The following is a 15,473-nucleotide window of genomic DNA, read 5'->3' on the forward strand; positions in this document are numbered from 1 at the left end:
AATGTTATGAGTAAAACAATTTTAGTAATAGATGATTCGCCATTCATAACAAGTCAGATAACAGAGTTAACACAAGAACATGATTATAAAGTGATTGGGCATGCGGTGAATGGTGAGGAAGGAATTCAATTGTTTACAGAGATGAAACCAGATCTTACGATTTTGGATATCGTTATGCCAGGTATTGACGGGATGGAAACAGCAGCAGTTTTACTAAAAGAAAAGCCAAATGCAAAGATATTGATGTTAAGTTCAATCTGCGATAGTGAAACGATTGAAGAAGTAAAGAGTTTAGGGTTAAAATACTTAATACCAAAACCCATTGAACCAGATGTTTTGCTAGCTACAATGGAAATGCTTATGAAGAATGACCATTCTAAGATTAGCTAATGAGATAAGAAAAAGGCTATCGCCTAAGTAAATAAAGCTGCAGGGCAGTTTATTTATCTAGGTGATAGCCTTTTTATATAATAGGAAAGTCCTTCGACTTTTCTATTATATAAACCTACACTTTTTCCTTTGTTCTTATTAAGGAAAGAAAACATCATACATAATCTTATACAAGATGGATTCCATCGTCTTCAATCGTAATCTGCTTATTCTTTAATAGACGGCCAATTGCACGTTTGAAAGCGTTTTTGCTTAGGTTGAAGGTGCTCTTAATCAATTCAGGGTCCGATTTATCATTATAAGGAAGAAAGCCATCATTTTCTTGTAACTTCTTATAGATTAAAGAGGCATCTTCATCTAATTGAATATAGACTTTGTCCCTGGTGCTAAGGTTTAGTTTCCCATCCTCGCGGACACTAACAACGCGCGCTTGAATGTGATCTCCTGGACGATAGGAAGCGAAGGATTCATTCTTCATAAGCATAGCAGAATACTTTTGATCTACCGCAACAAAAGTACCAAAATCTCGACTTAACTCATATACAATTCCTTCAACTTTATCGTCTTTTTGGTAAGGAGAATTGGTATCCAAATAATCATATACTTTCATGGTAGCACATAAACGTTTACTTTTATCGATGTACAATGCAACAAGGATTTGATCCCCTTCTTGCACTTTCACTGTTTGTTGTTTGAATGGTAGTAAAAGATCTTTCGTTAATCCCCAATCAAGAAATGCACCAATTGCTCCGACTTCTTTTACAGGAAGTACTGCTAATTTGTTAAGCGTGATTGGGGGTATCGTTGTTGTCGCAATCATTCGGTCCTCTGAATCCTTATATAAGAAGACTTCAATATGATCTCCCTCTTTGGCATTGGTAGGAAGTTGTTTTTTTGGTAAAAGTACTTCACCATTCTTTACGCTTGTCCCATTGGCATTGCTATCGAGGTCGACAAGATATGCGCCAAATTCAACAAAACGGTTTAATTTTAGAGTTTGTATTTCACCTAAATTCATATGGTATTCCTTTCTGGTGGTATTTGTTGATATTATCTTAAAAGTTGCCTGACAAAAGATTGATTCACCGATAATGTGAAATTAAACTTGTCAAAGCAATCAGCTTATCCTATGCAAGGAATTGTACAATTGCATAAGGTTTTTGGTTTGGTTGACATAATTGAATCGTACAGCCTTCATTAGTAAGAGCATACTTTGGAATGATGGTATCTCCTAATTTGGCAGATACACGATAATCCGCACGCATCTCGCGAATACAGAAATTCTCCGGCAGATAATTTTGGGCAATCTTAACATATTGTCCGTTGTTCACATGATTGTTAGTATCCAGATAGGAACTTACCACAGTTAAGGGGATTCCCTCTTGTAAGTCAGATGGAACCTTTATCTTACGAGGGGCACAATTCATTGTTAGTTGTGTCTCAAGAGGATAGAGATCTACAATTTCACCTGTTAGTTTCATTGGATGTCCGGTAGTAAGATCCACGAGAATCCATACAGAGTTTGCATAGGCACATACTTCATTCTTCTCATCTTTTAGTGTAAAGTTACGATAACCGAACATACTGTCAAAATTATAGGCCCATGTTGATGTAGTAATTGTTTCACCTAGCAAAGGATAGCGATTAATAATTATTTGCCATGAACTTAACATCCATGCACATTTTTTTTCCTCAAGGTAATCAATTCCTACATGAAGATCTTCTGATTGAAAGATACTACAGTCTTGAAAGTAGTTAATAATCGCTGCTAGGTCCAATTGACGGTTTACATCAATTTCACTATAACGTATTCTGCTAGTAAAACTATACATGATCATTCTGCCTTTCTTCTTATCTTGCAATAGCTTTTTTATACGAAGCTTTTGGAAACAAAGCGTAGTACAAGTTTTCATAAAGCTTATTATACCATCTTTTGATCGTTTCTGATAGGAGTATTTTCATACTTAAAGTCGGTACGAGAAATTAGGAGAGAAAACAAATTGAATTTTAGTACTTTAAAATTAGAAAATATGGTATATAATTATGTAAGAGTCAATTATCTTGACCGGTATGATACGATGTGTTGCTATGTGTGATTTTTACCTCTTGTATCATAGAATAAATGAAAAATAAAATTGGATTTAAGGAGGATATTTTATGAAAACGATTATTAGTACAGATAAAGCACCTCAAGCAATTGGACCATATTCACAGGCAGTAGAAGTGAATGGTATGATCTATACATCTGGTATGATCCCAATTAATCCTGCAGATGGAACATTGGTAACAGGAACAGTGGAAGAACAAGCAGAACAAGCGCTTAAGAATCTAAAAGCACTTGTTGAAGCATCTGGATCAACGATGGATAAGGTAGTTAAGACAACTGTATTTATAAAGAATATGAATGATTTTGGTAAAATTAATGAAATTTACGCAAAATATTTTACAGGAAGTTATCCAGCTCGTTCTTGCGTGGAAGTAGCGCGTTTACCAAAAGATGTGCTGATTGAAATTGAAGCAATTGCTATAAAGTAAAACATAAGATGAAACTTACTCTTTGATATATGTTTCATACAAAGAAACTTCATAACAATTGAGAAAAGAATACCAAGGGAAGGGAAGCGTGGTAATTTGAAAATTACGAATATATCCAATCCGGAAGCATTTTTTGAAATGATCGATTCTTGCAAAGGGAAAGTTGAATTGGTATCTGGAGAGGGCGATCGGTTGAATCTAAAATCAAAACTCTCGCAGTATGTTTCGTTAGCAAAAGTATTTTCGGATGGTGTAATCGACCAACTAGATATTATTGCATATGAACCGGATGATATTGACCGGATTGTTGCATATGTAAATGCGAATAAATAAAGACAGGAAGAGACCTTTCAGAGATGGACAAGAAATTGTTTGCTATGAAAAGGTCTCTTTTTAATAGTAAGAAAGTTTCGAAGTGGAAAGTTTGTCCTATAGTGAAAAAATGCAACATGATTTATGATAATAGGAAAGGACAATATTATGAGTGCAAATAAGAAGGAAATTTGCTATAATACTGTTAGTTAAACCATAAATGAAAGAGTATAGGAGCGAGCGAGTCATATGAATAGAAAAAAAATGTTGGGAATGCTATTTTTGTGCACGGTATTAACAAGTATTGCTTCGGCGTATTTGCTAGATGCATTACGTGCGATCACTACAAACTCTTTCGTATTAATGTTTTTAAATCAAATGTTGTTGCTAATACCAACTATAGTTTATGTAGTTTTGTCACGAACAAATCTTAAAGACACTATACGGATAAAAAAAATCTCTCCTTCCAATGTTGTGTTGTGTATCATCTTCGCATTTTTAATTATGCCATTGATGAATCTAATCAACTCAATATCTTTGCTATTTTCACAGAATATGATTCAGGATACAGTAACAGATATCGTATCATCAAATCCATTGATTCTTAGTGTATTTGTAATTGCATTTGTTCCGTGTATGGTTGAGGAGATTATTTTTCGAGGAGTATTTTACAATGGGTATCGCAAAGCAGGAATCTTACTTGGAAGTATTACAAGTGCATTGCTATTTGGGTTAATGCATCAGAATATTAATCAATTTACGTACGCATTTGCTATGGGAATTGTATTTGCATTATTAATTGAAGCTACAGATTCGATTGTCTCAACAATGATTGTTCATTTTGTTATTAATGGGAATTCTGTCGTTATGACCTATCTGTTACCTAAATTAACAAAGATGTTAGAAAATGTTAGCACTAGTATGGGTGGTTATGAAGAAGCAATTACAACAAAGATAACCAAAGAAACTATAATTGCAAGCCTTGGTTATTATGCGGTATCAGCTATTATAGCTTCTATACTAGCATATATGGTATATAAGACAATTGCACAGAATACAAAGAGATGGAAGTATGTTAGAAGTATATTTTCTAAGAAAGAACGTCAAGAATTAAGAGCGTTAGAGGAAAGTAGTAGTTTGGATATGCAAGCCTTAGAAAGTGATGTGAGTGAAAAAGTATTTACAATTCCTCTATTAGCAGGCATTGTGATCTGCTTGGTACTAATGATTGCCACCGAGATCTATATGAGAATTGCATAAGAGTTTGCATGAATTGCGATGGAATTGGTAATAGATAAGTTAGAAATATTGCTTTAAATAAGAAAGGAAAAAACTATATGATATATGATGTTATCATTATTGGAACTGGACCAGCTGGACTAGCTGCTGGTATATATGCGCAAAGAGCAGAATTGAATACATTATTAATAGAGAAAAATGCGATAAGTGGAGGCCAGATTATCAATACCTATGAGGTGGATAATTATCCGGGATTACCTGGAATTAGTGGATTTGAGTTGGCAGAGAAGTTCCGTTCCCACTGTGATGGACTGGGTGCAACTGTTGTAACAGGAGAAGTAGCGAATTTTGAAGTAACCGATACGAATAAGAAAGTCACGTTAGACAATGGAGAAGTCTATGAAGCAAAAGCGATTATCATAGCTACTGGTGCCGCGTATCGGAAATTAGGCGTACAAGGAGAATTACAGTTATCGGGTATGGGTGTATCTTATTGTGCGACCTGTGATGGTGCTTTTTTTAGGAATAAGACGACAGTAGTAGTTGGTGGAGGGGATGTTGCTGTGGAAGATGCAATCTTCTTAGCACGCCTATGTAAAAAAGTATATGTAGTTCATAGAAGACACGAATTCCGTGCTGCAAAAAGTCTTTGTAACCGTTTATTGAATATGGAAAATGTAGAGGTGATCTGGGACAGCGTTGTTGATCAAATTGAAGGATCTGATTTGGTGGAGGCAATACAAATTACCAACAGAGAAACAAAGGAACAAAGAAGAATTGAAACGGACGGAGTATTTATAGCAGTTGGTAATGTACCTAATAGTGAGATTTATAAAGAAGCAGTCGCTGTAGATGAAAGTGGTTATATTATTGCACAAGAGGATTGCGAAACGAACGTACCAGGAGTATATGCAGCTGGAGATGTAAGAACAAAATCCTTGCGTCAGATTATTACTGCAGCAGCAGATGGAGCAAATGCCATTACAGCTGTAGAAAGATATTTGAATCATATGTAAATTAGATTCTGACAACAAAATATAAGAATATGTCGCGTAAAAAACAGAAATTATTGATCAAGATGATAATTTCTGTTTTTATTTTCTGCATTTATTTGTTTATTCCATATAAGATTTGTCTGACACAGTATTGACAAAAATGATAAATTTTGTTATAATTAGCTCGTGCTAAATTAACAAATTTGTAACAATTACAATAGATATTTAATAAAATGGAGGTATTCTAATGAAGAAAGCAGTAATAAGACATACAACAGTATGTTTAGCAACAACTGTAGTATTATGTACTAGTTCTATCTTGAATACAAAGGCAATTTCTTTTACAGGAGAAACTGGTGTAGCTGGAATTGAGTTATCATTGGATGATAACAATACTGCACGTAATGTTGTAAGTGATAGTGAAGTGGTTAATGTACTAGCTGCTCGCGCATTAAATCAAGAAACAACAACAGAAGATCAGGGAGAAACAAAGGAAGATACTTCATCAGAAGTTAAAGAAGATACAACAAAAGAGGACAGCCAAGAGGAAGAAAAGGAAGAAGAACCTGTTTCTGAATATGCGAATGTTGGTATTTCAATCGCACCTACATATGTTAATGTAAGAAAAAAAGCAAATACGGATTCTGAAATCATGGGTAAGCTATACAAAGGCTGTGCTGCAACAATCCTTGAAACAAAAGGGGATTGGGTTAAGATTAAATCTGGTAATGTAAAAGGTTATATCAAATCAGAGTACTTAGCAATTGGATTTGATGCAGAAGAATTAGTTGAAAAGTATGGTACTAAAATTGCTACTGTTACAACTACAACATTGAAAGTTCGTGAGAAGAAGAGCGTAGATTCCAAGACCCTTACTTTGATTCCAGAAGGTGAATCTTATGTGGTATTAAAGGAATATGATGAGTGGGTCAAAGTTTCTATCGATGGTGGTTCTGAGGATTCAGAAGACGATGGTGTAGTTGGTTATGTATCCAAAGAATATGTAGACATTACAGTTGAATTTGAAACAGCTATTTCTATAGAAGAAGAACAAGCAAAATTAAAGGCAGAAGAAGAAGCTCGTAAAGCAGAAGAAGAGCAAGCTGCTAGATTACAAAGAGAACAAGAGGAACAGAGACAACAGTCATCAAACAACAACTCAAGTTCAAACAATAATTCAAATTCCAATAGTTCAAACTCAAATAGTTCGAATAAATCAAACTCAAGCAATTCAAATAACTCTAAGAATTCAGGTTCATCAAGCAATTCATCTGAAACACAAGTTGTAAAGGGATCTGGAACTGGAAGTGATATTGCTAATTATGCATTAAAATTTGTTGGTAACCCATATGTATATGGTGGTACAAGCTTAACAAAAGGTGCGGACTGTTCAGGATTTGTAATGTCAGTATATAAGAGCTTTGGTTATAGCTTACCTAGAACTTCATCAGCGCAAGCTGGAGCTGGCGTTGCTGTAGATTTAAGCGCTTTACAACCAGGAGATTTGGTGTTCTATACAGGTGGATCAGGACATATTAACCACGTTGCAATCTATATTGGTGGTGGTAGAGTTGTTCATGCAAGTAACCCAAGATCAGGAATTAAGACATCTTCGGTTAATTATAGATCTCCTTATTGTGCAAGAAGAATTGTACGATAGTTTAGCATTGTAATTTAATACGAATAAAGCAAGCGGACATACATATAATAATATGTATGTCCGCTTTTTTAGTTAATCGTATACCCTGACTATTATTATATACACCTTCCGTGTGATGCACACTCGCACATAAGGTAGATGTCAGCAGAAGCTGACAGTGCTCGTATGGAGAACAAAGTGTACGAAGTACACTTTGTTTTGGCTGTATGATAAGACCAATCTTATGTTTGTTGTTTACATGGCTCTGTGCATCTGAGCAATGATATCATAGAGCCTATGTTTATAGGATGAGCACAAGATAGATTGGGTAGTAGTGAAGAATCTGTGAGCTTTATACGATAGAATCTTTGGAGAAAATAAAAAGGAATCAATATATACTTATATAGAATTAAGTTGTCTAATAAATAAAAGAAGATTTTTGACAATTGTATTGAATAAAAAAGATGATTTTAGTGGTGGTGTTTATTAAAAACATGATATACTAGCAAAGTGCACAAAATATTTAACGGTTTTAGTAAAAAATGTAAAAAGAATGGTTAGGGCGTGTGGATGAATCTATAAAGTTATCCACAATTGTTTTTCTTTAATTTACAAGGATTTTGAGTTATGCACGGAGTTATCCACATTATCCACAGTGTATGAGGTGGATTTCTATTTTGGATAACTGTGTCAATATAGAATGTTTGTTTTGTTTTTTTTGATAAAAAAGGTATTCGACAGGTTTTTTTTATTGTTTTTCTTGACTTTTCTATTGTCACATAATATTAAGAATGTGTTTTTAAATCAATGAATATTAGCTTAATTATAGAATATTAATATGTTAATCAGACAATTCGGACTTATATACAAAATTATAAGTAAAAATACCTCGAATAACCTTGATATATTTTATAATTATGGTATAATACTTATATATCAATTACATATTAATATATAAGACATTCATGAAAGACAACCTATACAGAGAAATGATGGTAGAACGGTTAGAAGGATATTAATAAGCGAAAGCTTTTAATATATATGGGGAAAGGCATAAGCACTATGCAGATGTCATTTTCTAATTGAAAGTAAAAGGAGTTGGACATTATGCGTTATATTATAAGCGGGAAAAACATTGAAGTGACAGAAGGGTTAAAAACAGCGGTTTATGAAAAGATTGGAAAACTAGAAAGGTACTTCACTCCTGAGACAGAGATTCACGTTACACTAAGTGTTGAAAAAGAAAGACAAAAAATAGAAGTTACAATTCCGATGAAAGGAAATATAGTAAGAGCAGAACAAGTTAGTACTGATATGTACGTTTCAATTGATCTTGTAGAAGAAGTTATTGAACGTCAATTAAGAAAATATAAACATAAATTAATTGAACATAAACAATCCGCAATCAACTTCAACCAAGCTTTTGTAGATGATGACAGCGAAGAAGATGAAGTTATTAACATCATTCGTACTAAGAAGTTTGCAATTAAGCCTATGGATGCTGAAGAAGCTTGTATTCAAATGGAATTATTAGGACATAACTTCTTTGTATTCCGCAATGCAGAAACGGACGAAGTAAATGTTGTATATAAGAGAAAAGGAAATACATTTGGATTAATCGAACCAGAATTCTAGAAGGTAATAATAATAGATAATAAAAAGAGAAGACAATGTCTTCTCTTTTTATTATCTATTAAATAAACCCTCCGTGGGATGCGCACTCGCACATAAGGTAGATGTCTGCTTCGGCTGACTTTGTTCTCTTTTTGATAACATTTTTGCAAAGGGTATGTATAGAATGTAAAAGTATGGGACTAGTTTAAAAAATTAGTTGAATAGTCCTTGGACTAATGATACAATATAAATTAGTTTGAATATCACTAGTATATATATTTGCGAAATATCATAGGAGAGAAAATAAATGGGATTAGTAAGTAAATTATTTGGGACACATAGTGAACGTGAATTAAAAAGAATAAGTCCGATAGTTGATAAAATTGAAGCATTAGAGCCCGAGTTTGAAAAGTTATCAGATGATGAGTTAAAAAACAAAACAAAAGAATTCAAACAACGCTTGGAAAATGGTGAGACTCTTGATGATATCCTTGTTGAAGCTTATGCTACAGTAAGAGAAGCATCTAAGAGAACATTGGGCTTAAGACACTATCGTGTTCAGTTAATCGGTGGTGTAATTCTTCATCAAGGAAGAATTACAGAAATGAAAACCGGTGAAGGTAAAACATTAGTTTCTACATTGCCAGCATATTTGAATGCATTAGAAGGCAAAGGTGTGCATATTGTAACAGTTAATGATTACTTAGCAAACCGTGATGCAGAAGAGATGGGAAAAGTACATCGTTTCTTAGGTTTGACCGTTGGTGTTGTTCTTAATAGTATGACCAATGATGAAAGAAGAGAAGCATATGCAGCGGATATTACGTATGCAACGAATAATGAATTAGGATTCGATTACTTAAGAGACAACATGGTAATCTACAAAGAACAGTTAGTTATGCGTGGATTACATTATGCAGTTGTGGATGAAGTCGATTCTGTATTGATTGATGAAGCTAGAACACCATTAATTATCTCTGGTCAGAGTGGTAAATCAACAAAATTATATGAAGCTTGTGATGTATTGGCAAGACAATTAGAGCGTGGTAAAGAAAGTGCTGAATTAACAAAAATGGCTGCCATTATGAAAGAAGAGATCGAAGAAGAAGGCGACTTTATTGTTAATGAAAAAGACAAGAATGTCAGCTTGACGGAAGAGGGTGTTCATAAAGTTGAACGATTCTTCAATATAGAAAACTTAGCAGATCCAGAAAATCTGGAGATCCAACACAACATTATCTTAGCTTTACGTGCACATAACTTAATGTTTAGAGATAAAGATTACGTTGTAAAAGAAGATCAGGTATTGATCGTTGATGAATTTACAGGCCGTATCATGCCAGGACGTCGTTATTCGGATGGATTACATCAAGCTATCGAAGCAAAAGAAAAAGTTAAAGTTAAGAGAGAAAGTAAAACACTTGCAACGATTACTTTCCAGAACTTCTTTAATAAATATGAGAAGAAATGTGGTATGACTGGTACAGCATTAACAGAAGAACGAGAATTTCGTGATATCTATGGAATGGATGTTATCGTAGTTCCTACCAATTTACCAGTAGCCAGAGTAGACCGTCAGGATGCTGTATATAAGACAAAACGTGAAAAACTTCATGCAGTTGTGGATGAAATCATTGAGAGTCATAAGAAAGGACAACCAGTCCTAGTAGGTACAATTACCATTGAGGCTTCTGAAGAAATCAGCGAAATGTTAAAGAAAAAGGGAATTCCACATAAAGTATTGAATGCAAAATTCCATGAATTAGAAGCTGAAATTATTGCGGACGCTGGACAACTAGGTGCTGTAACCATTGCAACCAATATGGCTGGTCGTGGTACAGATATCAAGCTTGGTGAAGGTGTGGTAGATTTAGGCGGTTTAAAGATTATTGGTACAGAACGTCATGAATCAAGACGTATTGATAATCAGTTACGAGGACGTGCAGGACGTCAAGGAGATCCAGGTGAATCTAGATTCTACATTTCTTTGGAAGATGATTTAATGCGTTTGTTTGGTTCAGAGAAATTAATGGCGATGTTTAATTCATTAGGTCTTCCTGAAGGAGAACAGATTGAACATAAGATGTTATCAAATGCCATTGAGAAAGCACAGATGAAGATTGAGAATAACAACTTTGGTATTAGAAAGAATCTTCTTGAATATGACCAAGTTAATAATGATCAAAGAGAGATCATCTATGAAGAACGTAGAAAAGTTCTTGACGGGGAAAGCATGAGAGATGCAATCTATAAGATGATCACAGATAATGTAGAGAAGTTTGTAAATCGTTGTATTAGTGATGATCAACTACCAGAAGACTGGGATTTGGCAGAATTAAACGAATTATTACTTCCAGTTATTCCAATTGAAGAAGTAACCTTAACAAAAGAACAATTGGAAACGATGAAAAAGGATACACTTGTTCAAGAGTTAAAAGAAAAGGCAGTTAAGCTTTATGAAACAAAAGAAGCGGAATTCCCTGAAATTGAACAATTAAGAGAAATTGAACGTGTAATTCTTCTAAAGGTTATTGATAGCAAATGGATGGGGCATATCGATGATATGGATCAATTACGTCAAGGCATTGGTTTGCAGGCATATGGTCAAAGAGATCCATTGGTAGAATACAAATTTATGGGATTTGAAATGTTCGACGAAATGATTGAAGCAATCTCAGAAGATACTGTTCGTGCATTAATGCATGTGCGAATTGAACAAAACGTTGAAAGAGAAGAAGTTGCAAAAGTAACAGGTACGAATAAAGACGATTCTCCAAAAGGACCAGTAAAACGTACTGGAAAGAAAGTATTACCAAATGATCCTTGTCCATGTGGTAGCGGAAAGAAATACAAACAGTGTTGTGGTAAGAATTATTAATTCTGTATAATAAAGAAAAGGGGCGGTGAAATTACAACGTCCCTTTTCGTTTATTATATTTACATCTGGTATAGTTATTTAATATAATGTATACGAGAATCCTTATACAAAACAGATTAGTATAGAAAGTAGCCATAGTAAAATATTTGGCAAGTAGGAATTGGAACCGTATTGAGTTAGAATATTAAAAGAAAGAGGTGATTATAGTGGTAGAATTAGATCAGTACAAATATACATTAAGTACCTATGAGAAACCGCTAAAAGAAGTGGGGGATTCACTTTGACTTAGCAAATAAAAAGCTAAGAATTCAAGAATTAGAAGAAATCATGGAGAAACCATCGTTTTGGGAGGATGCGAAAGCTTCCCAAGAATATATGAAAGAAATAAAGGATCTTAAAGCAACAATAGACAAGTATGACGAGCTGATGCAAGCATATGAGGATGTTGAGACATTAATCGAAATGGGATATGAAGAAAGTGATCCAGAACTCGTATCAGAAGTAGATGAAGCGATGAATGAGTTTGTACAGGAATTCGAAAACTTACGTGTTGCAACATTGTTATCCGAGGAGTATGATAAAGATAACGCAATTGTAACATTACATGCTGGTGCAGGCGGTACAGAAAGCTGTGACTGGGCAAATATGTTATTTAGAATGTACCAACGTTGGGCTGATAAAAAAGGTTTCTCTACAGAAGTGCTAGACTATCTTGATGGGGAAGAAGCTGGTGTGAAATCGGTAACCCTCCAAGTGAATGGGGAAAATGCATACGGTTACTTGAAGTCAGAACGTGGAGTTCATCGTCTTGTACGAATTTCACCATTTAATGCAGCTGGTAAGAGACAAACATCCTTTGTGTCATGTGATGTTATGCCAGATATAGAAGAAGATTTGGATATTGAGATTAAGGATGATGACATTCGAATAGATACGTATCGTTCCAGTGGTGCTGGTGGACAGCATATTAATAAGACATCATCGGCCATTCGTATTACCCATCTTCCAACGGGGATTGTTGTTCAATGTCAGAATGAAAGATCGCAATTCCAGAATAAAGATAAGGCAATGCAAATGCTGAAGGCAAAGTTATACCTGCTAAAACAACAGGAAAATCTTGAAAAAGAATCTGGTATACGCGGTGAGCAAAAAGAGATCGGTTGGGGAAGCCAGATACGTTCATACGTAATGCAACCCTATACAATGGTGAAAGATCATCGAACAAATGAGGAAATAGGAAATGTTATAAGTGTTCTAGATGGAAACATTGATCCTTTTATTAATGCTTATCTAAAATGGTTAAGTGTAGGAAAGAATAAGGAGGAGTAAGTATGGATACGACGAAACAAGTCATTTTTAAATTAGGAAATGAAGAATTCGGAATAGGCATCCTATATGTAAAGGCAATTGAGAAATATATGGATATTGTCCCAATTCCAAATGCCCCAAGCTATATCGAAGGAATTATCAACTTAAGAGGTGATGTAATTCCGGTTTATAGTTTACGTAACAAGTTTGGTCTGCCAAAAAAAGAAGTAGATGATAATACCAAACTTATTGTAACAAAATCAAAAGATATTGTTATGGCTTTTGAAGTTGATCTGGTTAATGAGATTGTTGAGATTCCAGAAAGTAGTATACATGATGCTCCTATGATTATTCGCTCCGAAAGTACCGCATATATTGATCGTGTGGCTGATGTGAATCGGAGATTGGTATTGTTGCTTAATTTAGATGGAATTCTAAGTGATGCGGAAAAAGGTGCAATTGAGAAAATTGTAGCAGAAGTACAAGAATAACTCATAAAAATACAGGATTTGTGTAATTAATAGAGTTGTAAGAACAATATTTAAAAGTATTAGACGAGTTTTTGACAGGTTACTCTTAATTGTTATGAGAATACATGTCAAAAGCTCGTCTTTTTTTATGCATTTTGGAGAATATTTATAAAAAGGTTGCATTTAAAAATGAAGTGTGTTAATATCTTCCTAGGAAAAACAAGTGTATTTCCTATACAAACACTAAAGTTGGGAATAGGAGCAGTTATGAATAATAAGTTAGAAGAAGATAAATACTTTATTGTAAAGAAAAAGGCAGTTCCTGAAGTACTTCTTAAAGTGGTTGAAGCAAAACATTTACTGGATTCAGAAAAGGTTATAACGGTTCAGGAAGCAACCGATGCCGTAGGTATCAGTCGAAGTTCTTTTTATAAATACAAAGATGATATCTTTCCGTTTCATGATAATTCCAGAGGGAAGACAATAACATTCATGTTACAGATGGATGATGAACCTGGACTTTTATCAAAGGTTCTGAATGTAGTAGCGCAGAATGAATCCAATATATTAACGATTCATCAAAGTATTCCTGTTAATGGGATAGCAATGGTGACAATCAGTGTAGAAGTTCTTCCATCAAGCGCAAGTCTATCTGTATTGATTGATGCAGTGGAAGGGTTAGATGGAATTCATTATTTAAAAATATTAGCTAGGGAGTGACATTATGTTGAATATCGGTGTGTTAGGTTACGGGACAGTAGGATCAGGTGTTGTAGAAGTATTGAATACCAACCAAGAAAGTATTAATAAAAAGGCTGGAAATGAAATTAATGTAAAGTATGTTTTGGACTTAAGAGATTTCCCTGGTGATCCAATTCAAGAAAAGGTTGTTCATGATTTTAATATCATTTTAAATGATCCGGAAGTACAGATCGTTGTTGAGGTAATGGGTGGTGTTGAACCAGCCTATACTTTTGTAAAGAAAGCGTTAGAAGCGGGTAAGAGTGTATGTACATCCAATAAAGAATTGGTAGCAAAACATGGAGCAGAATTATTAGCGTTAGCAAAAAGCAAAAATATTAATTTCTTATTTGAAGCAAGCGTTGGTGGTGGAATTCCGATTATTCGTCCATTAAATCAATCATTAACAGCAGATGAAATCGAAGAGATTACAGGTATCTTGAATGGAACAACCAATTACATCTTAACAAAGATGGGCAAAGAGGGTCTTGCTTTTGATGAAGTATTGAAAGATGCACAGGATAAGGGATATGCAGAAAGAAACCCAGAAGCAGATGTGGAAGGCTATGATGCATGTAGAAAGATCGCGATCTTATCTTCACTAGCATTTGGTATGCAAGTAGATTATGAAGATATTTATACAGAAGGTATAACAAAAATAACAGATGTAGACATGAAATATGCGAAAGCATTGAATGCAAGCATCAAATTATTTGGTACAAGCAAGAAGGTAAATGATGAAGTTTATGCAATGGTTGCACCAATGATGATCAGTGAAGAACATCCATTAGCAGGCGTGAACGATGTATTCAATGGAATTTTCGTAAGCGGGAACGTACTAGGGGATGTTATGTTCTATGGTAGAGGTGCAGGTAAATTACCTACAGCAAGTGCAGTTGTAGCAGATGTAGTAGATGCAGCAAAACATCTTGGAACGAATATAATGACTATATGGAGCAATAAAAAATTAGAATTATCGGATATCAAGAAGGCAAAACAAAAATTCTTCGTGCGTTTAGCTGGCGACAAAGCATCCAATGAGGAAAAAGTAATAGAAGCATTTGGTGAAGTTGCAGAAGTGCCAGCAGTTGTTGCAGGAGAATATGCGTTTATAACAAAAGAGATTTCAGAAGGGGAATTCGAAGAAAAACAAAAAGCATTCTCTAATATGGTCAATCGAATCCGTGTGAATTTTTAATAAGGATTGGAATACTCACTGGAATACGGAAGACTGTTTCTGGTGAGTACTTTTATAAAAGCCTGCGTTTGCAGACTATGTATATAACTAATGATTGATGGGAAAGAAAACTTTCTTATAATGAGATTCGCATACATGCATAAAACATGGTGCA

General features: G+C 34.5%; 14 protein-coding genes. 12 read left to right on the top strand and 2 right to left on the bottom strand.

All coding sequences use genetic code 11. The annotated features are described in order from the left end of the window. Positions 1 to 6: 6 nt before the first annotated feature. On the top strand, positions 7 to 390 hold the full coding sequence (locus tag HBB17_RS12360; RefSeq protein WP_167957813.1) for a response regulator: 384 nt from the start codon (positions 7 to 9) through the stop codon (positions 388 to 390). 166 nt (positions 391 to 556) lie between these two features. Here HBB17_RS12360 and HBB17_RS12365 read toward each other — a convergent pair whose 3' ends face one another. Next, positions 557 to 1,408, bottom strand: a complete 852-nt coding sequence (locus HBB17_RS12365; protein ID WP_167957814.1) for a CvfB family protein — start codon at positions 1,406 to 1,408, stop codon at positions 557 to 559. Positions 1,409 to 1,517: 109 nt separating this feature from the next. Continuing rightward, positions 1,518 to 2,222, bottom strand: coding sequence for an acyl-[acyl-carrier-protein] thioesterase (locus HBB17_RS12370; protein WP_167957815.1), 705 nt, complete (start codon positions 2,220 to 2,222; stop codon positions 1,518 to 1,520). 325 nt (positions 2,223 to 2,547) lie between these two features. Here HBB17_RS12370 and HBB17_RS12375 point away from each other — a divergent pair, with 325 nt between their 5' ends. The 11 genes from HBB17_RS12375 (at position 2,548) to HBB17_RS12425 (ending at position 15,319) form a co-directional block, all read left to right on the top strand. After that, entirely contained in the window at positions 2,548 to 2,925 is a 378-nt protein-coding gene (locus tag HBB17_RS12375) for a RidA family protein (protein WP_167957816.1), read from the top strand. A gap of 96 nt (positions 2,926 to 3,021) precedes the next feature. Continuing rightward, positions 3,022 to 3,258, top strand: a complete 237-nt coding sequence (locus HBB17_RS12380; RefSeq protein ID WP_167957817.1) for a polya polymerase — start codon at positions 3,022 to 3,024, stop codon at positions 3,256 to 3,258. Between the two features lie 228 nt (positions 3,259 to 3,486). Beyond that, positions 3,487 to 4,497, top strand: coding sequence for a CPBP family intramembrane glutamic endopeptidase (locus HBB17_RS12385; protein ID WP_167957818.1), 1,011 nt, complete (start codon positions 3,487 to 3,489; stop codon positions 4,495 to 4,497). Between the two features lie 77 nt (positions 4,498 to 4,574). Continuing rightward, the gene (trxB, locus tag HBB17_RS12390; RefSeq protein WP_167957819.1) at positions 4,575 to 5,492 is read left to right on the top strand and encodes a thioredoxin-disulfide reductase; all 918 of its coding nucleotides are present in this window, start codon (positions 4,575 to 4,577) and stop codon (positions 5,490 to 5,492) included. Between the two features lie 226 nt (positions 5,493 to 5,718). Next, positions 5,719 to 7,131: a C40 family peptidase gene (locus HBB17_RS12395; RefSeq protein ID WP_167957820.1), complete on the top strand. Its 1,413-nt coding sequence runs from the start codon at positions 5,719 to 5,721 to the stop codon at positions 7,129 to 7,131. A 1,086-nt stretch (positions 7,132 to 8,217) separates the two neighbouring features. Continuing rightward, on the top strand, positions 8,218 to 8,745 hold the full coding sequence (gene hpf / locus HBB17_RS12400; protein WP_167957821.1) for a ribosome hibernation-promoting factor, HPF/YfiA family: 528 nt from the start codon (positions 8,218 to 8,220) through the stop codon (positions 8,743 to 8,745). A gap of 286 nt (positions 8,746 to 9,031) precedes the next feature. After that, on the top strand, positions 9,032 to 11,602 hold the full coding sequence (secA, locus tag HBB17_RS12405; RefSeq protein ID WP_167957822.1) for a preprotein translocase subunit SecA: 2,571 nt from the start codon (positions 9,032 to 9,034) through the stop codon (positions 11,600 to 11,602). Between the two features lie 206 nt (positions 11,603 to 11,808). Then, a protein-coding gene (gene prfB / locus HBB17_RS12410; RefSeq protein ID WP_167957823.1) for a peptide chain release factor 2 occupies positions 11,809 to 12,931 on the top strand; the annotation gives its coding sequence in 2 pieces (ribosomal slippage) (positions 11,809 to 11,883 and positions 11,885 to 12,931; 1,122 coding nt in all). A 2-nt stretch (positions 12,932 to 12,933) separates the two neighbouring features. Continuing rightward, positions 12,934 to 13,401 carry a chemotaxis protein CheW gene (locus HBB17_RS12415; RefSeq protein WP_167957824.1) on the top strand — a complete coding sequence of 156 codons (468 nt, stop codon included), beginning with the start codon at positions 12,934 to 12,936 and terminating at the stop codon, positions 13,399 to 13,401. A 246-nt stretch (positions 13,402 to 13,647) separates the two neighbouring features. Continuing rightward, a complete protein-coding gene (locus tag HBB17_RS12420) occupies positions 13,648 to 14,100 on the top strand; it encodes an ACT domain-containing protein (RefSeq protein WP_167957825.1) in 453 nt (150 codons plus the stop codon). Positions 14,101 to 14,104: 4 nt separating this feature from the next. Then, the gene (locus HBB17_RS12425; RefSeq protein ID WP_167957826.1) at positions 14,105 to 15,319 is read left to right on the top strand and encodes a homoserine dehydrogenase; all 1,215 of its coding nucleotides are present in this window, start codon (positions 14,105 to 14,107) and stop codon (positions 15,317 to 15,319) included. Positions 15,320 to 15,473 lie beyond the last annotated feature (154 nt).

It is taken from the genome of Anaerosporobacter faecicola (assembly GCF_012070565.1).
Lineage (GTDB): Bacteria > Bacillota > Clostridia > Lachnospirales > Lachnospiraceae > Anaerosporobacter > Anaerosporobacter faecicola.

Excerpts from the sequence above, each read along its gene's own strand:
- HBB17_RS12370 (WP_167957815.1), bottom strand. The coding sequence starts at position 2,222 with ATGTATAGTTTTACTAGCAGAATACGTTATAGTGAAATTGATGTAAAC.
- secA (WP_167957822.1), top strand. The coding sequence starts at position 9,032 with ATGGGATTAGTAAGTAAATTATTTGGGACACATAGTGAACGTGAATTA.
- HBB17_RS12395 (WP_167957820.1), top strand. The coding sequence starts at position 5,719 with ATGAAGAAAGCAGTAATAAGACATACAACAGTATGTTTAGCAACAACT.
- HBB17_RS12360 (WP_167957813.1), top strand. The coding sequence starts at position 7 with ATGAGTAAAACAATTTTAGTAATAGATGATTCGCCATTCATAACAAGT.
- trxB (WP_167957819.1), top strand. The coding sequence starts at position 4,575 with ATGATATATGATGTTATCATTATTGGAACTGGACCAGCTGGACTAGCT.
- HBB17_RS12385 (WP_167957818.1), top strand. The coding sequence starts at position 3,487 with ATGAATAGAAAAAAAATGTTGGGAATGCTATTTTTGTGCACGGTATTA.
- HBB17_RS12415 (WP_167957824.1), top strand. The coding sequence starts at position 12,934 with ATGGATACGACGAAACAAGTCATTTTTAAATTAGGAAATGAAGAATTC.
- HBB17_RS12375 (WP_167957816.1), top strand. The coding sequence starts at position 2,548 with ATGAAAACGATTATTAGTACAGATAAAGCACCTCAAGCAATTGGACCA.
- hpf (WP_167957821.1), top strand. The coding sequence starts at position 8,218 with ATGCGTTATATTATAAGCGGGAAAAACATTGAAGTGACAGAAGGGTTA.
- HBB17_RS12365 (WP_167957814.1), bottom strand. The coding sequence starts at position 1,408 with ATGAATTTAGGTGAAATACAAACTCTAAAATTAAACCGTTTTGTTGAA.
- HBB17_RS12420 (WP_167957825.1), top strand. The coding sequence starts at position 13,648 with ATGAATAATAAGTTAGAAGAAGATAAATACTTTATTGTAAAGAAAAAG.
- HBB17_RS12425 (WP_167957826.1), top strand. The coding sequence starts at position 14,105 with ATGTTGAATATCGGTGTGTTAGGTTACGGGACAGTAGGATCAGGTGTT.